Consider the following 23,549-nt stretch of genomic DNA (forward strand, 5'->3'; position numbering starts at 1 on the left):
AGCGCCTACGGTTTGCTTCGCTGCACCTCCTCTCGCTGTGTTTGGCTTCGCCAAACGGTCGCTGCGCTCCCCCCCCGGATCAACCCCTCCACTCAGCCTTCCGACGTCGCCCGTGGATCAAGATCAAGAGCTGCAGCCGAGCTAACGCTCATCCTGTTGAGTGGGGCGGCATGCGCCGCGTGCGGGTTGTACTTAATTTTCCCTTTAGGAGCTGCCGCAGGCTGCGATCTTTTGATCTTGATTTTGTGGGAGCTGGCTTGCCAGCGATGGCGGCCTGACAGCCGGCCATGTTCTGGCTGAATGCACTCAATTGACCTGTGGGAGCGAGCCTGCTCGCGAAAGCGGTGGGTCAGGCACCTTAAATATTGAATGTGCTGGCGCCTTCGCGAGCGGGCTCGCTCCCACAGGGGATTAGTTGTGTGTTGGAGATTGCGAGATTTCGTGGTTATCCAGCACTCGGTTCACCGCCAGTTCGGCGAGCATGATGATTTGCTGAATGGCCAGAATCGTCCGGCGCTGCGGGATGTCGATGTACGCGGCGATGTCGCTGGTCATGAGGCTGGCTTGGGCCAGTGATTCGCAGGCGTGGACCAGCAGGCTTTCGTTGTCCATGTCCGGGGCGACCTGGAACATGCTGCTGGGTTTGTGGAATCTCACCGCGGCGACGGAGGGTTTCAGGTAGTGATCCAGCGCACGCTCGGCGGCGTCGTGGAGTTTTCTAGAATCGAGGGATTCGTAGGGGGAGGTTTCGGGGGGATTGGGTGTGGGTTTGATCATGGTGAAGCTCCGAATGAGAAGTGGGGCTGTCACTCTCAATCGCCGCGACGCGACTGAGGGTGGCAGCTGTACGCGGGTTCGCGGACCGAGCCATTCGGCAATCTCGGCATACCCGAAGGTATCCCGCGCACAGCCACCATCAAACCAAACGAAAGCACCTGAGCGCTCCAGTTCGGGCCGGCGATTATGCATTAAATCGAATGAACTGCTCGGGCCGCGACGCCCGGCCGCTGAATTTCCAGCGACCACCAGAGCCTATCCAGCCAACTTCCGAGGCACAACCGACGCGACCTGTCGGAAAACTCCGCGCAATCACCAGCATTTGTAGGACGAACACATTTCCCATAGACCAGCACATTTTCCTGTAGGAGCTGCCGAAGGCTGCGATCTTTTGATCTGGCTTTTAAAAATCAAAGTCAAAAGATCGCAGCCTTCGGCAGCTCCTACAGGGATATTGGGTGGGCACAAAAAAGGCGATGCCCCTCACGGAGCATCGCCTTTCTATTACCGCCGCTAAAACTTATTCCGGCAGTTTGTACGCAATCACGTAGTCACCCATTTTGGTGCCCAGCGAGCCGTGACCGCCCACCACGAGCAGGACGTATTGCTTGCCGTCCTTGCCGGTGTAGGTCATCGGAGTCGCTTGGCCGCCAGCCGGCAGACGCGATTTCCACAGTTCTTTACCGGTGTTCACGTCGTAGGCGCGCAGGTACTGGTCGAGGGTGCCGCTGAGGAAGCCGACGCCGCCCGCGGTGACCATCGAGCCGCCCATGCTTGGCACGCCCAGGGTGAAACCGATCGGGATTGGCGAGCTGTCGCGGCTGGTGCCGTTCTTGCGTTTCCACACGACTTTGCCGGTGGTCAGGTCGATACCGGCAACGTAGCCCCAGGCTGGGGCCTGGCACGGTACGCCCAGTGGCGACATGAACGGGTGCATGATCACCGCGTAGGGCGCGCCAGTGTTCGGCTGCACGCCAGCGGTTTCGCTTTCGCGTTTGCTGCCGGCGGCGACTTTCTCGCGTGGCACCATTTTCGAAACGAAGGCCATGTAGTTCGGGCTGGTGAACAGCATCTGGCGAACCGGGTCGACCGAGACGCCGCCCCAGTTGAACACGCCGACGTTACCCGGGTAGATCAGGCTGCCCTGTTCCGACGGAGGCGTGTATTGGCCTTCGTAGCGCAGTTCCTTGAACTGGATGCGGCACAGCATCTGGTCGAACGGGCTGGCGCCCCACATGGCTTTTTCGGTCAGTTCCGGGGCCAGCAGGTTGAGGTCCGAACGGGCCTGGGTCGGTGCGGTGTGGTCGCCTTTCACGGCGCCTTGCGGAACCGGGATTTCCTTGATCGGGATGATCGGCGTGCCGTCACGACGGTCGAGGACGTACAGGCTGCCCTGTTTGGTCGGAGCGATCAGCGCCGGTTTCACGCCGTCGGCGGTTTTCATGTCGAGCAGGGTTGGCTGGCTGCCAACGTCCATGTCCCACAGGTCGTGGTGGGTGAACTGGTAGTTCCAGCGCACTTTACCGGTGGCCAGGTCGAGGGCAACGATGCCGGCGCTGAATTTCTCGGCGCCTGGGGTGCGGTCAGCGCCCCACTGGTCGGGAGTCTGGTTGCCCAGTGGCAGGAAGACCATGCCGAGTTTTTCGTCGACGCTGGCCAGCGACCACATGTTGGCCGAGTTGCGGCTGTAGATTTCGCCCGGGGCCAATGGCTCGGTGGCGTCCGGCTTGTCGCTGTCCCAGTTCCACACGAGGTGACCGTCGCGCACGTCGAAAGCGCGGATCACGCCCGATGGCTCGTTGGTCGATTCGTTGTCGGTAACGTGACCGCCCATGATCACCAGATCACGGGTAATCGCCGCCGGCGAGGTGGAGTAGTAGCCACCGGCGGTGAACGGGCCGATGCCTTGGGTCAGGTCGACCACGCCGTTGTTGCCGAAGCCTTCGCAGATCTTGCCGGTGTCGGCGTTCAGAGCGATCAGACGGGCATCGGCGGTTGGCAGGTACAGGCGACGCGGACAGGCCTGAGCAACGGCTTTGCCGGCTTCGGAGATGACGGCGGACGCGGCGTTTTCAGACTTGGCGTAAGCCGCTTCGTCGTAGTACGACACGCCACGGCAGGTCATGTGGGCGAAGCCCTTGAAGCCCACCGGGCTCTTGATTTGCGGGTCGAAGCGCCAGATTTCCTTGCCGGTATCCGGATCCAGCGCCAGCACTTTGCTGTGCGCGGTGCACGCATAGAGCATGCCGTTGGCTTTGAGCGGGGTGTTTTCGTTGGTCAGCTCGACCGGGTCATCGGCCGTCGGCAGGTCGCCGGTCTGGATGCGCCAGGCTTCTTGCAGCTTGCCGACGTTGGCCGGGGTGATCTGCTTCAGCGGCGAGTAGCGGTCACCGAATTCGGTGCGGCCATAGGCCTGCCAGTCGCCGTCAGGCATTTGCGGCGCGGTGCTGGTCATGTCCGCGGTGTCGCGGCCCAGTTCGCCGAAGGTTTCCCCCGGGTGGGTGAACAGGCTGGCCAGAGCGGTGACACCGGCCAGAACCACGGCCACGCTCAGGCCACCCGTGCCCATCGGCGCAGGGCCATCGAGCAGCAGCGGACGACGGAACCACGGCAGCAACATCACGATGCCGAGGACGAACCACAGCGCCAGACGCGGCACCAGTTGCCACCAGTCCAGACCGACTTCCCACAGGGCCCAGACCGTGCTGGCGAACAGCACGATAGCGTACAGGCCCAGCGCTGCACGGCGGCGCAGCAGCAACAGAATGCCGCTCAGCGCAATGCCGATACCGGCCAGCAGGTAGTACAGCGAGCCGCCGAGCATGCTCAGCTTGACCCCTCCGGCCAGCATGGCCAGGCCCATCAGTAGAAGCAGAATGCCGAGCAGGCTCGGTAGCAGACGGCCCCGACTCGAAGCACTTTCGGTGCTCATAGTGTGATTCTCCGTGACGTTTATGTAGTCCCGCGCTGTAGTCACTTTAGATGACGATTGGGCGCGGGTATGGTTCAGATAAAAACTTGTCTAGCTAACGAATTTTTCCCGATCCCTGTGGGAGCTGGCTTGCCAGCGATGGCGGAGTGTCAGCCGACGATAATGGCGAATGTGAAATCGCATCGCTGGCGAGCCAGCTCCCACAGGTTTCTTCAGTGTTTTTTAGAATGACGACTGGATCTTGATCCCCGCGATCAGCGCGTCATCGACGTCGTTCACGCCACCGGGATGGCGGATGTATTGCAGGTTCGGGCGCACGGTCAGCCAGTTGGCGAGGTGCACGCCGTAATACAGTTCGGCACTGTATTCGGTGTCCTGCGGTGGCAGAAAGGACGGGTCGTCGTAGTCGTAGACCGCCTGCGCCTGATTGCTCGCTTCGGCGTTTTTGCGCAAGGCCGGGTTGACGTGGACGCGGGCCAGGGCGAAACCGATGTCGTCTTTGGCGCGGGCATCGAACGGGCCTTTGTAGACGACGCCGGCCTGCACGTAGTTGTCGATCGCGTTGGTCTTCTTGTCGTGCATCGTCGCGTTGGCGAACACGCTCAAGCCGCGCGAATGATCGCTGGCAATGCTGGTGACTTGCTGCTGCGCGCCGAACCACACGCCGTGTTTGCTCGACGCGCTGCGGTAGGCTTCGCCGCTCAGCGCGGCAGGCTGGCCGTTCTGGTCTTTATAGACGTCAGAGGCCTTGGCGCTGCTGTAGTAGTAACCGGCGCGGTATTCGCCCGGCAGGCCATTGAGCTTTGGCGTCCACACCAGCTCCACCGGCAGCACGGCGCCCTGAGTGCCGCTGCCGCTGAGTTTGAAACCGTTGCCGCGATCGAGGTTCGACGGGTTCTGCTCGTAAGCGCCGACCTGCGCGTACAACTCTGGGGTCAGGTGATATTTGACCCGCAGCGCCCACTGGCTGACCGGCCAGTTGTACCAGATGCCGCCGACCCAGTTGCCGACCTGCGAGCCGCAGAACGCCAGATTCTGGAAGTCGCACGGGAAGCTGTTGAAGTCTTCGCCTTCACCGAAACGGCCGACCTTGATGTCGAGCTTCTGATCGAAGAATTTCTGCTGGTACCACATCTGCGTCAGGCGCGTGGTCTGGCCACGGCCCCAGACTTCCTGGGCCGAGGTGAAGCCGCCCACGCGCGGATCGTTGATCCGGTCGTTGCTGATGTTGTTGCCGCTGCGTTTGGTGATGGTCAGCTGAAACTCGGCGTCGTCCCAGCCAAGGATTTTTTGCAGGTCCAGGTGCGTGCCCAGACCGAACTGATCGCTGTAACGCGCGGTGCGATCGTGGTCGTAGCCGCCGTGCAGGTTGCTGCCCATTTCGCCGGTGTAATCGAGTTTGAAGTCGTAGCCTTTTTCCGCGAGTTCGGTACGCGTGCCGTTCCAGTCACCGAGCATCCACGGTGAGTCGCTGTCGAAGGCGGGGGCTGCCTGGGCGTAAGTGGCGAAGCCGAGCGCGGTGCAGCCGCCGAGCAGGCGCAAGGCTGAGATAGCGCTGTCTCGGGAGAAGGAAAAATCAGGCATGGGTCAGTCTTTTTTTGGTGTTTTACGGGGGTAAACCGAGCGCTTCAATTTGACGCAGGCAGTGAAGCGATTCAGCTGAAGGGCGGCAGGATAATGATCTGTAACAAAAAGACAAAGGGCTTTTGCAGACATGCAGCATTTCGGATTCGGTAACAGTGCGTCAAACGGGCGCATTGTGGCGCGGACCACAGGCTGAGATCTTCTCGGGTTGGCCTACATTTGATGCAAGGCCTTCCACCTGACCGGCCCCTCGGCTAAGGTGCGCGGCTTGTGCATTTTCACTCCGTCCAAAGGCTTGGCATGAACGACCACTCTCCTGATCCGCTGCATGGCGTCACCCTCGAACAGATCCTCAATGCGCTGGTGGCGCATTACGAGTGGTCGGGGTTGGCCGAGCGTATCGATATCCGCTGCTTCAAGAGCGATCCGAGCATCAAGTCGAGCCTGACGTTCCTGCGCAAAACGCCTTGGGCACGGGAGAAGGTCGAGCGCTTGTACGTGAAACTGATGCGCACCAAGCGACCGCTCTGAGATGGACGCCGTTATGCGGCGACGCCTGATCACGGTCATCGCCAGCCTCGGTTGGGTCGGGCTGAGCATTCAGCTGTACCTGATTTTCCTCGCACGGCTGAGTGTCGACGCCAGCCTGCTGGGTGGGCTGGTGAGTTTCTTCAGCTACTTCACCGTACTGACCAACACCCTGGTGGCGACCGTGCTGACCTGCGCGGTCACCCGGCGTGAATCCGCCGCGCAACGCTGGTTTCTGCAGCCGTGGGTCAGCAGCGGGATTGCCGTGAGCATCGCCGTGGTCGGTCTCGCCTACAGCATTCTGCTGCGGCATTTGTGGCATCCGCAGGGCTGGCAGTTTATCGCTGACGAACTGCTGCACGACGTGATGCCGCTGCTGTTTCTCGGCTACTGGTGGTTTTGCGTACCCAAAGGCACGTTGCGCCTTTGGCACCTGCCGCTGTGGCTGATTTACCCGTTGGTGTATTTCATTTACGCGTTGCTGCGCGGGCATCAGCTCGGCGCGTACGCGTATCCGTTCATTGATGTGGCACTGCTCGGTTATGCACAGGTGTTCATCAATGCCGGGGGGATATTGGTGGGGTTTGTGCTGATTGGCTTGCTGGTGATCGGCCTGGATCGCTGGCGTGAGGCTGAAAAATAGCGTGTAAACCTGTGGCGAGGGAGCTTGCTCCTGCTGGGTTGCGAAGCAACCCTCAACCCGGACAACAAGATGCGTCAGGCACATCGCGACCACAGGTTTTGCGACTGCTTCGCAGCCGAGCGGGAGCAAGCTCCCTCGCCACAAAGGTGTTCATCTTAACGGTGGAGTGAACGTCATTCCTCTTCAGAAGAACCCTCGACCCGCCAGTAGCCCACGGCTTTGACGAACTGTTCATTGAGCCCATGCTCATCCAGCAGCACTCGGCGGATCTGCCGCGAGACTTTGGTCTCGGTCGCTACCCACGCATACAAATTGCCCTTGGGCACCTGCAGCTGTTTGACGGTGGTCAGCAGGTTGTCCTTGCCACCTTCACGCAGCACCCAGATCACGTTGACCTGCGCCGCGCTCTCCAGCACCTGTTGCTCGGCACCGTTCTCCACTTCGATCACCACCAGCGCCTTGCGATTGGCCGCCAGACCTTCGAGGCGCCGGGCGATGGCGGGCAGGGCGGTTTCGTCGCCGATCAGCAGGTAGCTGTCGAAGATGTCCGGCACGATCATCGAGCCGCGCGGGCCGCCGATGTGCAGGAATTGCCCAGGCTGGGCCTGTTCGGCCCAAGTCGAGGCAGGGCCATCGCCGTGCAGGACGAAGTCGATGTCCAGCTCGAGTTTTTCCAGGTCGTAGCGACGCGGGGTGTAGTCGCGCATCTCGGGCATCGGGCCATTGTCCTTGCCCGCGCCGAGCACCATGGTTTCCAGCGCTGCAGCCTGTTCGGCGTTCTGCGGGAACAGCAGTTTGACGTGATCGTCGGTGCCCAGGCTGATGAACCCGGCCAGCTCCGGGCCGCCAAGGGTGATGCGGCGCATGCGCGGGGTCAGGTCGACCACGCGCAGCACTTCGAGCTTGCGGCGTTTGATGTCGTGCATCACGCGGTGAATGGTTTGGGTATCGACTGCAGTCATTCGGCTTTCTCCGGGGCAGATTGAACGGCGGGGCCGTCGACGATGGCTTTGGCGGTGTCGTTGAGCAGGTCACGCACACGCAGGATTTCTTCGGCGCTCCAGCGCCCGTGGTGCATTTGCAGGGCATGGCGCAGGTTGTGCACGGCCTCGTGGATTTCCGGCGGCCGGTCATGGCCGCGCAACGAACGTTTGCTGACGTCGATGCGCATGCGCACACCGTCCAGTGCGACGGCTTGCTCGCTTAACGACAGACGACCGGTGTCGGTCACGCTGTAGCGTTTTTTGCCAGCCTCGGCGTCGCCACTGATCAGGTCGCTTTCTTCGAGGAAAGTCAGGGTCGGGTAGATCACCCCGGGGCTTGGGCTGTACGCGCCGTCGAACATGCCTTCGATCTGGCGGATCAGGTCGTAGCCGTGGCAGGGCTGTTCGGCGATCAGCGCCAGCAGTAACAATTTCAGGTCGCCCGGGGCAAACACCCGTGGGCCGCGTCCGCCGCGTTCACGGCCGGGGCGTTTTTCGAAGCCGTCACGGCCGTCGCCGTGTTCGCGGTGGTGATGGGGGGCATGATGGTCTCTCATTTTCCTTCTCTCTCGTCGTGTTTAGATACAACTTAAGATATATCTTATCGCTCATGCAAGGGGGCCTGACCAACGGTGCACACCTGATCGATCGAATCTGCGGCCAAAAAAACCGGAAAATGATCAAGAAAACGCAGTATTAAATCCCCCGACAAAGGCGCAGATTAGTGCTGAGTCTCTAATGTTCTGTTTCGCCCTTTATTTCCGGCAAAGTGTCGTACATGTCTGACGGAAGTTGCTGCAAAGTTGTGGCGCGTACAGTCACTCGGGTGGCGCGCTGTAGCCTGTATCTTACAGTCGGACAGGAACTTTCCTGAATTTCGCGGTTTTTTCTTTCTCATCTAATGGCGTCCAGGCTACAAGGTCGCAGGACGTTGCCTGCTTACTTTGAAGATAAATTGGTTGAACATGCTTCGGCGTTGAAAGTTAACGGTGAATACGGACTGCTCGTGACTGTTCTGTTCGCCTTGACGGGTCGACGACTCAACTAATTTATATAAGACAGGTATTCAATGATGTTCAAGAAACTCGCCTTTGCCGCCCCTCTGACTGTATTGGCCATGAGCGCCTCGATGGCGTTTGCCGCGACCGAAGCCAAGCACTCGATCAGCATCGTGGCGCACGTACCGGCTGACGACTTTTATGCGGTGCCGGTGGATGCCGATCTGGTCAACAAGGATCAGGACATGAGCTACAACCCGGCGACCGCTTCGATGCGCGAAGTCAATGGCCACTTCGATGTGCTGCATACCGCAGGCAAGGTTCATGCGCGTCTGGAAGGTGTACCGAAGCTCATCGCCGGCAACCAGACCATCGATCTGAAGGTTGAACTCAACGGCAAGACACTGACCACCACTTCGCAGGAAGTGGTGGGTGATACCGAGTCCAATACCCGTTATCGCGCACCGTTCAAGATCAGCGCCACCGGTGCCAAACCGGCCGCAGGCGACTACACCGGTGTGGTCATGCTGGTCGTCGAACCTTCGGTTTAAGTAAGAACGGCAATACCTGACGTTACTTGTTCAAGTGGCGTAACCGGTCGGCGATTTGCAACTTGCAAGTTGCCCGGCCGGGCTTTTACTTCCGGTAATCAGAGTATTAATTCATGTATCCGATGACGCCCATCGCGACTGCGCTTGCGTTGCTTTTGAGCAGCAGCGTACTGGCGGCGCCGCCTCCAGTCGATAATACCCCGCGAAGTTTGCTGGCTCAGGCGAAAGGTCTACCGGCGGACTTCGAAGAGCATTTCTTTGATGTGCCTTTGGCGGTTCGTGTCGAACTTGATCAACAACCGCTGGGCGAGGCAATGATTGTGTTGTCACGCGATGATCGCATTACCTTGCTCGACTTCACTGACACCAGTGACAGCCGTTTCAGCGCGATCGAACAGCAAACGTGGGCCAGCATTCTCAAACCCGGTGTGGCCCTCGGCAAATGCAGCGGACAGTGCCCCGAGCAATTGCTGGAGTTGCATTACAACCTGCAAAACTCGCTGCTGTCGATCGCCACTGCGAACGCCGAGCGCGATCTGCAGGTCCAGCGTTTTCATGAACAGCCGGAAGGTGGCAGCCATGGCTTGATGTTGCGCAATCAACTGAACCTCAACGGCGGCCAGGATCAGGATCTGGGCGGACGTTTCGGTCTGGAAGCCAGTGCCAGTCTCGGCAACTGGAGCCAGTCCTTCAATATGCAACTGGCGCGCCTCGGCGGGCCGGACACCAAGACCTATCACGCGGTGCACGAGCTCTACACCCAGCGCGAACTGCAGGGCAGTTTTTTCCGTCTGGGCTATTTCACCCCCAATTCCGAAGGCCTGACCCGCCAGCCCCGTTCGTTCGGCACCAGCCCGGACACGGCGGTCGGCGTGATGTATGGCAGCTCCGACAGTCTGGCGGTCGATAGCCCGCGGCCCAGCGTCTACCCGATTTTCGTCACGGCCAATCGCCAGGCATCGGTGGAGATCTATCGCGATGGACTGTTGATCAACACCCAGTCAGTCACTGCCGGTCTGCAGACCCTCGACACCCGGCCGCTGCCCGGTGGCATTTATGAGGTGGAAGTGCGTCTGATCGAGGATGGCCAGACCACCTCGACCACTCAGGAGCTGGTCTACAAACCGGTCAACTGGCAAAACCTCGACGAGCGCTGGCGCTACAACGTGTTCGCCGGGCAGGAAAGCAAACTGCTGAGCAATTGGGAGCAACAGCAAAGCGGCGATCTCACCGCCGGCGCCGCGCTCAACTATTTGTTGCACCCGCGAGTGATCCTCGGCCTGTCGGCGCGCCAGGTCCGCGATACGTTGCAGTACGGCAGCTCGATCGACTGGAGCCTGGCGGACAGCATCAGCCTCTACGCCAACCTTTACCAGACCGAAGATCACGGCACCGGCGCCGATGTGCAGGGCTTGTACAACTATGGCGCCGGCAGTCTGGTGGTCAGCCACAACCGCAGCTGGCTCGACACCCGCAACAGCTACGACACGCTGCCCGATGGCACCCGCGTACGCCAGCGCAACGTGTTCACCGGCGAAACCAGCAACTCGTCGCTGGCGCTCAACCATCGCATCAGTCGCAAGAACTCCCTGAGTGCGCGGGTCTCGCACAGCGAAGGTAACGTCGAAGGCGTGGGCATGGACCTGGGCTGGACGCAACGCACCGAACTGTTTGGCAGCGACGCCAATTGGCGCCTGTCGCTGTTCGATCGGCCGGGCAGTTACAGCAGCGGCGATGCACGCAATCGCGGGATCGACCTGAGTATCAACATGGCGCTGGGCGGGCCGAGCCAGCAATTGTCCGCCAGTATCGGCAGCCGTACCGCCCGTGATGGCAGCCGCGACAACAACGGCTCGTTCGGCTATCGCAAAGACCTGCAGGACCATGTTCTGCAAAGCGTGTCGGTCACCGCGCTGACCGACACGTACGGTGTCGGCCTGGCGAGTCTGGCCAACTTTCGCACCGATCAGGTCAATGGCGACGGCTTTCTTCAGCGCTCGTCCTACAACGGCAACTTCACTGGCGGCCTCAATCTCGACAGCACGATTGTCATGGGAGGCCAGCAACTGGTCATGACCAGCCAGCATCTGGGGCGCGGCGCCGGGATGATCGTCGATGTCGAGTCAGACATCGACGACATTGCCTTGCGTGCCGACGATCTCGGCGCAGGCAGCGCGGCGTTGCGGGTGGGGCGCAATTTCATCCCGTTGACGGCCTACAAGAACAGCTCGGTGAGCTTTGACTTCGAAGGCAATCACGCCCCCGCCGCGAATATCGAACCGGCATGCACCCGCTACCACCTGAACAAGGGCGGCGTGGAGTACCGCAAGGTGCGCGTGATGAAAACCGTGACCGTGCTTGGACGCTTGCTCGATCCGCAGGGGCGGCCGCTCAAGGGCCACCACGTGATCAACCACGCCAGCCGTGGGGTGAGCGAGGTCGACGGGTTCTTCTCGATGGAAATGCATGTTGGCTCACCGACCCTGGAAGTGCGCTACGCCGACCAGTTGTTGTGCCAGTTCCGGCTCGATACCGCCAAACACCGCAGTGAAAGCAACGTGCTGATGATCGGCGATCTGCGCTGCTCGCCGGATACGTTGGCGGATGTCTCCGTGAATCGACAGGAGGCTGGTTGAGTGGTGAATCTCAAGACATTTCTACCGCGATACTTTTGCTGGTTGGTGCTGTTTCTGGCGCCCACGATCGAGGCGGCGACACAGGACATCAGGGCGCTGTTCATCCCTGATCCAGATAATCCGCAGAGCAACAAATTCGTCAACAAGACGCCCTCCAGCGGCTATTGCGTGAGTTATCCCGAGCAGTGTCAGGCCTACAACATGTTCAGCATCCGGGTGCCGCTGCGTTTCAACTCGGTCAAGGCTCTGGAGCCCAATGCAAGTGCACGTGACACTGCAATGTTCAGGGTTCCGTCGGATTGGCGCGGGCTCAACGTGACCAACGCTGAAACGGGAGAAACGGAAAGGGTTGAAGTGCGGATCGCCGGCATTGGTTCGCAATACCGGCTCAGTGATACGGCCGTCAGACTGACGGGGGCTGACAGTGTACTCGAAGGGCATCAGGCCCTGTGGTCGGGTGGCAGTTGGGTCTATGCACCGTCGCCGTGCGAAATCAGTGGCGTGGGTGCCTATTCGGATGATTTCTACCGGTTCTTCTGGAAGACCCCGCGTCAGGGTAACTGCGTCAAACCGGCCATGTTTCGAATCCCGGCCATGACCTACGAGTATCTGGACTTCGCCTATGAACTGCGCACGCCCAATCCGTTGCACATGTCCACCGGGCTTTATACCGGCCAGGTCCTCTACACGCTTGGTCCTGGTGCCGATTTCGACATGGGGGACGTCATGGTGCCCGACGACACCTTCCTGGCGCTGCATTTCACTCTGGATGTACAGCACGCCCTCAAGGTCGAGATCCCGCCAGGTGGCGAGAAGGTTCAGTTAGTACCGGCCGGTGGTTGGCAGAGCTGGCTGCAGGCCGGTCGCCGGCCCGTGAGCCTGTTCCGTGACCAGATCTTCAATATCTCGGCGTCATCGCGATTCAAGATGCAATTGAGGTGCGAAATGAACCTGGCGCCCGACTGTGCGCTGGAGAATCGAGAAACCCATCGGCGAGTTCAGATAAACGTCAGCGTCAGTCTGCCTCCTGGCTTGACGGACATGGCCGGGCAACCGGTCAGGCACAGGCGATTGAGTCCGGGGGCGGAGAACGCGCTGTATTTCCAGCCTGGTTTTTATGTGGACCGTGCGCCGGCCACGCTGCATTTCGAGATACCGCCACACCAGATGGAATTCATGCTGCAACCCGGTGTTGCCGGCACTTACGCCGGCGCGGTCTACGTGATCTGGGATTCGGAAATCTGATGCGCCGCCGAGCGAAGCTTCGAGCCGGCACTGTGTTCAACGACCAAGGATTCAAGGTAATGAAACGTCTGTTGTTATTGATGGGTTTGAGCGGTTTTTCCTTCGGCCTACATGCCGGCCCGCAGATCAACGTCGGTACCGTCTACGACTATCTCGACAGTGACAAAAGTACCTACCTGAAACGGGTATTCAACAGCGGCGACAGCACCGCGTTCGTCAAGGTCGACATTCTCGAGATCGTCTACGACGCCGACGGCAGCGCCCGGGAAATCGAGGTCAAGAGTCAGACGGACATCAGCCGTCGTGATGGTCTGATAGCCAGCCCCGCACGGTTGATCGTCCCGGCCAACGGCATGCAGGGCACTCGCTTGCTGCTGATGGGCAACCGTGACACCGAGCGTTACTTCCGCGTGCGCTTCATTCCCGTGGTCCCGGAGAAAGAGGACGAGTTCGCGATTTCCGCCGAGGAACGCGACGAATACAAAAACACCCTGTCGGCCGGGGTCAACGTCATGACCGGCTTCGGCACGGTGTTCTTCGTACGTCCGAAAGACAGTCGCTTCGACAGCGTGATCGAGGACCAATCGAGCACGTATCGCATACGCAACAACGGCAACACCGTGGTGTTGATCGACGAGTTCCGCAATTGTGCCCTGAAAGAGGAAACCGCCTGCGAGCCGATCACCAAACACCACATCCGCGGCGGCGGCAGTTTCGAGTTCGTCAAGCAGCCCGGGCGCGAGTACCGCTTCAATCTGGTCGAGGGCGACAGCAAGAAAGCCTTGCGAGTTGTCGGCAACTAATCACGGGATGACCTGAGATGATCAAGCAATCGTTGATTGCCGTGGGCGCGGGTGCGCTGACGTTGTGCAGTGCTGCGCTGTTTGCGGCGCGTGAAGAGCACCGATTCGAGGTGTCGGTGGATATTCCGACCCTCGGTTTTTACGTGATTCCGGCCGAGACGGACTGGATTCATCGCCCGCAGATTCTGCCGTGGAACGTGACAACAAAGAGCCTGGGCGGATTACGCAAACAGTTCGACGTCAAGCACGACACCAGTGCCATCGAGGCCCGCCTGGACAGCGAGCCGTATCTGTCCAATGGCCGCGACGAACAGAACATTTATCTGCGCGTGAGCTTTGCCGGCACCCAACTGACGCATGAAACGCCGCCACGGCAGGTGGTCACGGCGGAGCAGGCGAGGGTCGGCGGGCGTTATGCCTTGGACATCCAGCCGATCGTGCCTGCCGGTGGTTACAAACCGGGGAGTTACTACGGCAACGTGCACCTGATATTCAATGCGGTAGCGCCGCAATGAGCAGCGTTGGGAAGCCATTCATGATAGTCATCCGTTGGCTATGCGGTGCTCTGTTGCTGGGTTTGTCGGCCGAGCGTACGAGTGCCGAACAGGTCGAGATCACGGCGCTGTTCAAGCCTGACTCGGCACAGCCGCAAAGAAACCGGTTTATCAATACCACGCCGTTGAGCGGCTATTGTGCGAACAATCCGGGGCAGTGTGCAGATAACGAAATGTTCAGTTTGCGCGTTCCGATCCAGTTTGAATCGCGGGGGCCCATTCGTGCCAATCATGATTCACCGCGCCAGGGTGCGATGCTCAAGGTGCCGGCGCAGTGGCGCGAGTTGACGGTCTATCACGAACACACCGGCAAGCCGGAAAAGGTGAAGGTACGGATTGCCGGCATTGGCTCCGAATACATCACTGAAGATGTCATGAAGCTGGTAGGCGGCGCCGCAGACTATCGCGTCGCGCACAATCTTTTATGGGGATTGAGCTGGGTCTATGCCCCGTCACCTTGCCAGTACAGTGGCGTCGGTTGGTTTATCCCCACCGCTTACAGTTTTTTCTGGAAAACCCCGTCGCAGGAAGCGTGTGCCAAGCAGGCAAAGTTCGACATCCCGTGGTTGCGCCTGGGCTACCTCGACTTCGCCTATGAACTGGAGACTCCGGATCCTTTGGGCATGTCGTCGGGCAGGTACCTTGGCTCGCTGACGTATACCGTCGGTCCCAATGGCGATTTCGATTTTGGCGATGTCATGCTGCCGAGCAGTTCGACACTGGCGCTGAGTTTCAATCTCGACGTGCAGCACACCCTCAAGGTCGATATCCCTCCCGGTGGTGACAAGGTCCGACTGGTGCCCGAGGGCGGCTGGCAGAGCTGGCTGCATTCAGGACGTCGGCCGGTGCGCTTGATCCGCGATCAGACGTTCAATATCTCGGCATCGTCGCGGTTCAAGATGCTCATGAGCTGCGGGCCCGGGCTGAATGGCGAATGTGCTCTGGAAAACCGGGAAGAGAATCGTCGAGTCGAGCTGTACATCAGCGTCAGTATGCCCAACGGCATCACCGACCTGTCCGGTCAGCCCGTGCGGGATTTACGACTGCGGCCCGGGACGGGGAACGAGCAATATTTCAAACCTGGTTTCTATGTCGATCAGGCACCGGGAACGCTGCATTTCGAGGTTCCGCCACATTCAATGGTCAGCATGCTGCGGCCCGGTGCAGGCGGCACCTATTCCGGGGTTGTCATTGTGATCTGGGATTCCGAGGTGTAAGGCGCGAGGCCGTCAGGTGTCTTGTGTCATGCCGTCATTACAAACCGGCGCGTCTCATGGCATCACGAGTCAAGCGTCTGGACAGACCCTTTTCCTCATCCACCAAATCGATCAGCACGCGGTTATAGGTCGCTTCGCTGATCGGTGTATCAGCGAACAGCACGGTGTCGGGGATCGGCAGATCGGCAGCGAGTTCGCGCAGTCGGCTGCGCCGCTCGGCGCGCTGTTGATCCGTGGTCGAAGCCAGCCATTCCTGCTGCACTTCGCGTAAGGTTTCCAGTTGTTCGAACAGCTTCAGGTAGCGATGCTTGTTCGAGGCCAGGCGCGCTGGAAACTGTTCTTGCAGGTAGTTCTGCCAGAAGTCCTGTTCGAGCATCTTGTCCACCAGACCATCGCCTTCACCCAGTGCCAGCACCGTGTCGTACGCCGTATCAATCATCGCGTCAGTCACGCCCGACACCGGTCGGAACAACATGGACTCGGTCTGCCAGGGCAGGCCCAGGCGTCTGGCCAGGCCGGTCTGATACGCCAGATAGACTTCGACATCGTCAGGATTGCCGCCGCGACTGTCGACGTCCGCACGGGCAATGTCGTTCACCTGTTCCAGGCGCGCCGCGCCCTGGGCCAGGGTGACCAGTCTGTTTTCCAGTTCCCGGGGGCCGATCGCGTAGGCATAGGCCTCGGAAGCCAGCACGTTGATGCCCATGTGGTTGAACAACTGAGCGCCGGCGTCCGCGCAGTCCACCGGAGCGACCACCATGGTGAAGAGTTTTTCCCGCAGCCGACTGTCGTGGTGCACGGCATCGAGCATGCGCCACACACGCTGCATCAGTTGCTGGCGCAGTTCACCGCCGGCGCGGTAGTCGGCGAATTCGCGTACACCGAGCAGCGTCGCCATGAACGGTTGCGCGGCCGGTTCCTCCACCAGCTCCGACCAAGGCGTTTCACGGTTGATGCCCCAACCGGGCACGTCGCTCCAATAATCGGCGCCAAACGCGGAAATGATCGAGAAGTTGCGCGTGGGATCGGCCGGCAGAACCGTCTCCTCGGGCAGGCCCACTGCGCGTCGATGGGTCTGATAGATCACCTGATTGACCTCAGACAGGCTGGCCACGTCCAGGCGCGTACGTGCCACCAGCCACTGTGCCTCGGAGCCGCTGACCACCTCCGGAATTGTCGTCAGCGGATTGCCGCGCAGGTCAAGTAATAAGCCACGGGGACGAGGTCTGGCCAGAATGCCTTCAGGCCAGGCGGTCAGCCCGGTGTTCTTCAGGCCCACCACCTTGAGCCTGGGCATGCGTGACAGGTTCGGCGACAGCCCCAGCGGGTTGTCATCGAGTTTCAGCACTTCCAGGTACGTCAGGCTGCGTAAACGCTCGACGGTGGCGGCATCCAGCACAATCTTGTTATCGCTCAGACGCAAACGTTCGAGCCGGCGCAAGGACGTGCCGATGCGCTCTGGCAAACGGGGCAGGTCGCAGCCTTTGGCGCTCAGTTCGATCAGGTGCGGGAAGTCCTTGAGCAAGCCGCTGGAATCAGTGGCAAAGCGTGTGTTATCGAGTTTGAGCACGGTGACCTTGTCGAGGAATTTTTTCAGCTCCGGGCGTTTGGCCCACCAGGTTTCCAGGTTCAGGGAAAGCATCTCGCGCGACAGATCCAGCGCGTAAGAGGATGGATCGCTGCGTTGTCCCAAGTGTTCGGTCTTGCGTTCAAAACAAGCCAGCAGACGTTCGTGAATGTGTAATCCGCCGCCATCGCGAAAGCCATGGCTGCCCGGTCCCCAGGTGTCCGGTTGCTGATAGCGCCAGCGATTGACCGTTTCACGCAGTTCATCCAGATCGTTCTCCATCGCCTCGATGGCTTTGAGCGGTTCGCCCTGTTCGGTCAAGGCCTGGGCGAAGGCATCGACCTCGCGCGCAGTGAAGTGCGGATGCAGATCTTCGATGCGTTCGTGCAGGCTCGCGCCGTCTCGGCTCAAACCGCCTCCGCGCACCAACAGTTGGGTGTCGAATTGAACAACGGGGCGGATCGGCGGTTCGGCCAGCACCGTGCGCCGTTCGCTCGGGGCGGTGGTTTTGGCAATGATCCATTGCTTGAGCTGCTCGGCATCGCGGGTGCTGTAACCCAGTACGCTTCGGCCCTGATGTTCGCTCGCGTAGAGAATCGCTTCATACAGACCGCAAGCCCGGCGCAGCAGTTGATTCGAGCCATCGCGCACCTGATAAAGGTTCTCGCCAGTGCGCACCAGCACCCGGACCCGCTCGGCCGACTCGGCGCCGGCACTGCTGCGCAGGGGGCCGTCGAATGTTCCGTCACGGATGACGATCCGCAGCGCGCCAAAGGCATCGCTGTGATGACGCAACGCGCCCAAGGCCAGGCGTTCGCTCTCGACCGTGATCAGCGCTTCGCGTTGCAGCCCTTGCGCCGCTCGAACCGACTGCACCTCAAACTCCAGCTCGCGGGCCAGGGTTTTCAGACGCAACGGCACCTGCCGTCGCAGGGTAACCCGCTGCATCTCCAGCGGACTGGCCTGGCTAATAACACGTTCGGCCAGCACCGGCGTCAGTTGCGGGCAGTCACGCAGTACCCGGGCGGCCGGGGTAGAAAGAGCCGGCGCCGCGTCCTCCGGTGCCGGCTGGCTTGCCAGGCGCAGCAGGGTATCGGCCAGCAGAGGCGGGGGCGGCGCGTTTTCCACATGCATGCGCCGCAGGATGTTCTCATCGGTGCCGGTCAACTGGCGAATCTGTTCCAGTTGCGTATCGCTGAATCCATCGGTGGCGTGGCCGATTCGGCGCATCAACTGCGGGCCTTGCCACTGGCGCGGGTTTTCCGATTCACAGACCCATGCGCCATGGCTGTTGTGCCTGAGCGTCGGCGCGTAGGCGTCGGGGCGGCGTGGATGACGAATCCGGTGTTCACCGCTCAGCGGATCCCGGGTCACCTCGAACACCTGCTGATCCAGCTTCACCAGGTGCTTGCTGCCCAGCGGGTGCAAGCCTTGCGCATCGGGACGGGTGGTGGCGGGCAGTATCTGGTCGGTCACGCGATACGGAGTGAGGTCGGGGTTCCAGAGGCGCGTCTGGCCGTCGCTGAGTTTTACCGGCTTCAGGCTTTCAAAAAACGGCGAGAGCCTGACCAGTGCCGCGCTGCCCAGCTTGGCACCGGCAGCGAAAATCCCCAGTTGCACGATACTTTCCAGCACACCGATGGCTTGAGCACCGGCTTGTGCCAAGTGACCTTCGGCCAGGTCGACGATTCCTTCAACAATCTGATCGGTGACCTGATACGCGGTATAGGCCAGCATCAACACGCCCAGCTCGGGAACGAAGGGCACGGCCACCAGCATCGCCAGATTGAGCATGTCCGTCAGGATTTTTTCCAGGTTGTCCCACCATGCCCAGCGGGCCATGCGGTCGGCGTACTCGGTGGATATGGCGATATCACGGGCATCGCTGAGAATCTTGTTGAGTTTCTGTTGGTAGAGGTACTGCCACAGGTCACCGGTAAAGCGTGTTTCGCGATCCTGTTGAACCGGCGCCACGCGAAATTGCAAGTTGGGATGATCCACAGGCGTATCGCGCCAGTTGGGCAAGTTCGACCCGGAGGGCGTCGCCTGCCATGTCACATGGCTGAGGCGCTCGTTCAGTCGGGCGAAGAAATAGCCTCGCTGGCGCTGCGGGACAAACTGACTGAAAAACCGCTGGTAAGACGAGGACGGAGAGGTGTCGCGCAACTGGCGGGTCAGCTCGGCCATGAACGCCAGTGAATCGGGATATTGCTTGAGTGGGTGTTCCGGATCGTGGGGCACATAGGCCAGAACGGGGACGGGCCGCGTGGCGGCAAGCGGGTCGACGCTGATCAGTACAATGCCTGTCAGCGGTGTGTCCATCATCGTCAGCGTGTGATAGCGCACAGCCTTGCCGTGCCACAGTACTTGTGCACGGTCTTCGAGCATGCCTTGCACCACTTCAAATGCCTGACGGTCGATGTCGCCCTTGAGCAGGGCCATGCGCGCGGCGACTCGCAGTGTCTGTTTCTGGCTGTGCGTCACCTTGAGCTGCAGGTACTGACGGGCCACCTGGTTTTTCGAAAGCACGAATTCGTGCAAGTGGGTCTGGTAGCGCGCGCCGATATCCAGCTCGCGACACAATGCCTTGAACTGCTCGATGCTGATCTTGTGCTTGAGTGCCTTGACCGAAAACTGCCCGAGCGCATCGGGACGGGTGATAAAGCAGGAGTCGGCAGTGAACGTTTCGTCGCTGGAAAAGTTATGCAATGCCGCGTCCAGCAGCGACACCGTGCGACTCTGCGTGCCTTTGGCAAAGTCATGCGCCCACCAAGACGTTTTGACTGGCATGTACAGCCGCACCCAGGTGTCCTCGACATCGTCCTCGACACCGAAGCGCGTCTTCAAGGCCTGTTGCAACAAGGGCCTGGCGAAGGTGCGCGCATCTTGCAGCTTGCTCAGCGCGCGATCGATGTTGTTCTGCGCGGTCCATGCCTGGCTCATTTCATCCTTGAGCCGTTGATGCTCGCTGGCCGCAGCGCTGCGATGCCATGCAGGCATGGTCAAGGTGACGTTTTTCAATGATTCGACCCGTGCTGCCGAAGCCTTGTACAGCCAGTCGGGAAGGGCATCTTTAACCAGATCGTGATGGACACTTTTATGACCTTGGGCAGAAGGCGTCTGCTGCGATCGATACAGTGTCAGGGAAGGGTTGGGCATGGCCTGATCGTCCGTTGATCAAAATGGAGCGATCAGACTAAGAAATGACCCGGCGCGAAAAAAGCGCAAAAACAGGTTGGAAGCGCGGCGTGTTTACGCCGCGAAACAGCGGAAATTCAACGGCAAAAAATACTCCGTTACCACCCAGGCGCCAGCCTAACGTGCTGCGGTCATCGGATCGGGCTGGCACAGGGTATGCGTACCCGGCTGCAGATACGGCGAAAGGATCGGTGCCATGCCCTTGAGCACCTGCACCGGCAGCGCCGAGGTGAACTTGAAGTTCTCCGCCGAACGCCCGGGGACGAACGCGGTAAGCGTGCCGAAGTGGTTGTTGCCGATGTAGAACACGAAGGTCGCGGTGCGGTTGATCGACTTGGAACTGAGGATCCGCCCGCCGGAGCCGATGGCTTCGATACGGTTGTCGCCGGTGCCGGTCTTGCCACCCATCACCAATGGCGTGCCGTCGGCGGTTTTGAAACTGCCGGAAACGCGTTTCGCCGTGCCCGAGTCCACCACTTGCGAAAGGGCTTCGCGCATCGCCGTCGCGACCTCCGACGGCATCACCCGTTTGCCGACATGCGGGTCGTTGGTCAGGCGGGTTTCATAGGGTGTACCAGCGGCAAAGTGCAGGCTGTCGATGCGCAGGGTCGGCATGCGCACGCCATCGTTGAGGATGGTGCCGATCAGCTCGGCCAGCGCGGCAGGGCGATCGCCGGAGCTGCCAATGGCGGTGGCCAGCGACGGCACCAGATGGTCGAACGGATAGCCGACTTTCTGCCAGCGCTGGTGAATCTCGAGGAACGCTTCGATTTCGAGCATGGTGCGGATGCGGCTGTCACGGGCGCCCTTGTGTTTACTCTTGAACAGCCAGCTGTAGACTTCCTGGCGCTCGAACTGGCTGGCCTTGACGACCTGACTGAAGGTGGCATCCGGGTTGTGCAGCAGGTAGCCCATCAACCACAAGTCCAGCGGGTGGACCTTGGCGATGAAGCCCTGATCCGGCAGATCGTAGGTGCCCGGGCCGTAGGCGTCGTACAACCGGATCAGGCGATCGTCGGTGAGTTTCTCGGTGAGCTTGGCGCCTTTGAGGTGGGCGCGCACGAAGCTGTTGAAGTCTTCCTGACTGGCGTTGGGCAGCAGGTAACGATGCACGGCGGCCATGCGGATCGGGGTCGGGCGCATGCTGTCGAGGAAGGTGTCGAGGCGCGCCTGGGTGTCCTTGTTCTTGTACTTCTTCCAGAACTTGAGCAGGAACGAGGTGCCTTCGCGGTCAGCGAAACTGGCCAGGTATTCCTGCCGCCGCGGGTCGCGGTCGTCCTTGAGCAGTTCGGCGCTGCTGTTGGGGCCGGAGTAGGTGACGTAGCGCACCACATCGCGCATCAGGCGAATGAACGGCAGGTTGATCGATTCGCGCAGGGCGTCGCGCAAGGTCGGCATGCGGCCGTTGTCTTCCTTGCGAAAGTTATGGAACACATGGAGGCCGCCACCGGTGAAAAACGCCTCGCCGGGGTTGGCGGAATATTTGCGGTCGAGCGCGGCACCGAGCATTTTCGACAGGTCGTGATCCTTGTTCTGGATCAGGTAATCGATCACCCACTGGCTGAGACGATCCTGATCCGGCACCTCGACTTTCTTCAGTTCCGGTACGCTCATGGCGCCGTACTTGTCGTGCAGTTCGGAGATGATCTGCAAGTAAGTGGTGAGCACGCGCATTTTCGCCGTCGAGCCGAGCTCCAGCTTGCTGCCCTCGTTAATGTCGAACGGCTGATCGGTGCTGTCAGTCTGCACGCGTACCCGCGAGCCGTCCGGGGTCAGTTCGAACAGGGTGAAGCTGTAGCGCACCTGAGTGGTGCTGGTGGGGGTGAGCAGGCGTTCGCCAATCAGACCAATCTGCCCGGCGAACGCGGGATCGGCGAGCTTTTTCAGGTAGTCAGTGGCCTGGGTTTGCAGATCGCCCTGCAAGGTGCTGGTGGCCGACAGGTCGAGCCGATCGAGGTCGTACAGCGGGCGATTGAGCATCGTCGCCAGACGGCTGCGGGCAACGCTGATGCCCTTGTTGGTTTCGATCGGCTGGAGGGTCGGCTGGGTCTGCCAGTCGCGGTAAGTGACCTTGCTCGCCAGCGCGGCATCGGCCAGGGCGCTGTCGATCACGCCGTTCTGCTTGAGCAGGCGCAAGTGGCTGTCGGTGAGGTCGGCGAGTTCTTCACGGCCCTTGGTCAGGTAATGCGAAGGACGGCGCTGGGCGATCATCAGCGAGAGCATCTCGCGCAGGGCCAAGCCTTTGTCGGCCATGGTTTTCGGGTCGGTGGCCGAGCTGTTCAGCTGTGCATTGGCCTGGTTGAAATCGCTGCCGTACCAGACCCGCAAACCTTCGGCCATGCCATGGACCTCACCATGCCCCGGCACGGCGGAGAGGGGCACGCTGTTGAGGTAGTCGCGGATGATGTTCTGCCGCGCGCCGAGGGTTTGCGGCCCGGGCTGATAGGCGCGCACGCTGGCGGAAATCATCTGGCGGATCTTCTCCGCACCGGACACCGTCAGGCCATCGGGCGAGTGCCGGTACTTCTCCAGTTGCGTCGCCAAAGTGCTGCCGCCCGCCGATTGCCCCGGCAGGTGCAGCAGCTTCGCCACCTGCGACCAGGCGGCCATGCCGAAGCGCGGCCAGTCCACCGCCGGGTTGGCCAGCGGTTGCTTGGGGTCGAGCAGAAAGCGGTTTTCGATGAACAGCAAACTGCTGACCACCACCGGCGGAATGGCTGCAAAACTCGAATACAGCTGCTGCGGGTACTTGTACTGATACAACGGCGCAGCGCGGCAATCGGTGATCGACAGCCCGGCCTGGATCTTTTCCGAATAGGGCACGAACAGGCCTTTGTCGGTGTAGCTCAGCAGCGCCGGAGAAAACCGCGTCTGCTCGGTGATCACGTAGTCGCGCTTGAGCAGGCGCGGCAAGAATTCATCGAGAGAGCTGTAACCCAGACGCAGATCGAACGGCCCGTTGCCCGGGTAGCGGATCGCTTCGCTGGGGCCCGGTTCCAGCTGATATTTGAGCGAGGCGGCGTACTGGCTCAGCTCCCGGGCCTGAAAACGCGAGGTGCGCATCTCCTTGCTCGCAGCCAGACCCACGACGATGGCAATAATCAGCAGCAATAACCAGAACGCCTTCCAGCCATGCCGGTTGCGGCGTTTTTTGGGGGGGACAGGCGCTTCATCCACACGTTCAGTCGGAACCACGGCTTTACTCGAATCGGTTTGCCACAAAGCGCCCATAGTCGATTGATCCATTCACGCAGATTGATCGGACTTGACTGAAGCTTAGACGGTGGTTGGTGATGGGGAAAAAAATGTGCGGGGTTTGAGTGGGGGTGGTTT

Annotated in this window: 15 protein-coding genes; 8 read left to right on the plus strand and 7 right to left on the minus strand. The window is 60.5% G+C overall.

The annotated features are described in order from the left end of the window. Window positions 1–411: 411 nt before the first annotated feature. From OC71_RS10310 to OC71_RS10320, 3 genes are all read right to left on the minus strand, one after another. A complete protein-coding gene (locus OC71_RS10310; protein ID WP_041068256.1) occupies window positions 412–777 on the minus strand; it encodes a DUF6124 family protein in 366 nt (121 codons plus the stop codon). Between the two features lie 520 nt (window positions 778–1,297). Further along, window positions 1,298–3,709: a glucose/quinate/shikimate family membrane-bound PQQ-dependent dehydrogenase gene (locus OC71_RS10315; protein WP_041068258.1), complete on the minus strand. Its 2,412-nt coding sequence runs from the start codon at window positions 3,707–3,709 to the stop codon at window positions 1,298–1,300. A 222-nt stretch (window positions 3,710–3,931) separates the two neighbouring features. After that, window positions 3,932–5,293 (minus strand): carbohydrate porin, encoded by a 1,362-nt coding sequence (locus tag OC71_RS10320; protein WP_041068260.1) that lies wholly within the window; start codon window positions 5,291–5,293, stop codon window positions 3,932–3,934. A gap of 300 nt (window positions 5,294–5,593) precedes the next feature. Here OC71_RS10320 and OC71_RS10325 point away from each other — a divergent pair, with 300 nt between their 5' ends. Both OC71_RS10325 and OC71_RS10330 read left to right on the plus strand, forming a co-directional pair. Next, window positions 5,594–5,824 (plus strand): VF530 family DNA-binding protein, encoded by a 231-nt coding sequence (locus OC71_RS10325; RefSeq protein WP_041068262.1) that lies wholly within the window; start codon window positions 5,594–5,596, stop codon window positions 5,822–5,824. A 1-nt stretch (window position 5,825) separates the two neighbouring features. Then, window positions 5,826–6,464, plus strand: coding sequence for a Pr6Pr family membrane protein (locus tag OC71_RS10330; protein WP_041068264.1), 639 nt, complete (start codon window positions 5,826–5,828; stop codon window positions 6,462–6,464). Between the two features lie 173 nt (window positions 6,465–6,637). On the opposite strand, the gene OC71_RS10335 is transcribed toward OC71_RS10330, so the two are convergent. Continuing rightward, window positions 6,638–7,426, minus strand: coding sequence for a siderophore-interacting protein (locus OC71_RS10335; protein WP_041068266.1), 789 nt, complete (start codon window positions 7,424–7,426; stop codon window positions 6,638–6,640). Next, entirely contained in the window at window positions 7,423–8,004 is a 582-nt protein-coding gene (locus OC71_RS10340; protein ID WP_041068268.1) for a PadR family transcriptional regulator, read from the minus strand. The genes OC71_RS10335 and OC71_RS10340 overlap by 4 nt, the downstream gene beginning before the upstream one ends. 515 nt (window positions 8,005–8,519) lie before the next feature. Here OC71_RS10340 and OC71_RS10345 point away from each other — a divergent pair. From OC71_RS10345 to OC71_RS10370, 6 genes are all read left to right on the plus strand, one after another. Next, window positions 8,520–8,996, plus strand: a complete 477-nt coding sequence (locus OC71_RS10345; protein WP_174376817.1) for a CS1 type fimbrial major subunit — start codon at window positions 8,520–8,522, stop codon at window positions 8,994–8,996. 113 nt (window positions 8,997–9,109) lie between these two features. After that, on the plus strand, window positions 9,110–11,632 hold the full coding sequence (locus tag OC71_RS10350) for a TcfC E-set like domain-containing protein (RefSeq protein WP_041068272.1): 2,523 nt from the start codon (window positions 9,110–9,112) through the stop codon (window positions 11,630–11,632). Next, window positions 11,633–12,877, plus strand: coding sequence for a hypothetical protein (locus OC71_RS10355; protein ID WP_041068274.1), 1,245 nt, complete (start codon window positions 11,633–11,635; stop codon window positions 12,875–12,877). It abuts the gene before it with no gap. Window positions 12,878–12,936: 59 nt separating this feature from the next. Then, window positions 12,937–13,680 (plus strand): pilus assembly protein, encoded by a 744-nt coding sequence (locus OC71_RS10360; protein ID WP_041068276.1) that lies wholly within the window; start codon window positions 12,937–12,939, stop codon window positions 13,678–13,680. Between the two features lie 17 nt (window positions 13,681–13,697). Then, a complete protein-coding gene (locus OC71_RS10365) occupies window positions 13,698–14,195 on the plus strand; it encodes a CS1 type fimbrial major subunit (protein ID WP_041068278.1) in 498 nt (165 codons plus the stop codon). Window positions 14,196–14,215: 20 nt separating this feature from the next. Beyond that, window positions 14,216–15,451, plus strand: coding sequence for a hypothetical protein (locus tag OC71_RS10370; RefSeq protein ID WP_041068280.1), 1,236 nt, complete (start codon window positions 14,216–14,218; stop codon window positions 15,449–15,451). Window positions 15,452–15,488: 37 nt separating this feature from the next. On the opposite strand, the gene OC71_RS10375 is transcribed toward OC71_RS10370, so the two are convergent. Both OC71_RS10375 and OC71_RS10380 read right to left on the minus strand, forming a co-directional pair. After that, window positions 15,489–20,177, minus strand: coding sequence for a dermonecrotic toxin domain-containing protein (locus tag OC71_RS10375; RefSeq protein WP_041068282.1), 4,689 nt, complete (start codon window positions 20,175–20,177; stop codon window positions 15,489–15,491). A gap of 156 nt (window positions 20,178–20,333) precedes the next feature. Continuing rightward, entirely contained in the window at window positions 20,334–23,447 is a 3,114-nt protein-coding gene (locus OC71_RS10380; protein WP_041068284.1) for a transglycosylase domain-containing protein, read from the minus strand. Window positions 23,448–23,549: the final 102 nt, after the last annotated feature.

This window comes from Pseudomonas sp. W15Feb9B (assembly GCF_000828175.1).
In the GTDB taxonomy this organism is placed as follows: Bacteria; Pseudomonadota; Gammaproteobacteria; order Pseudomonadales; family Pseudomonadaceae; genus Aquipseudomonas; species Aquipseudomonas parakoreensis.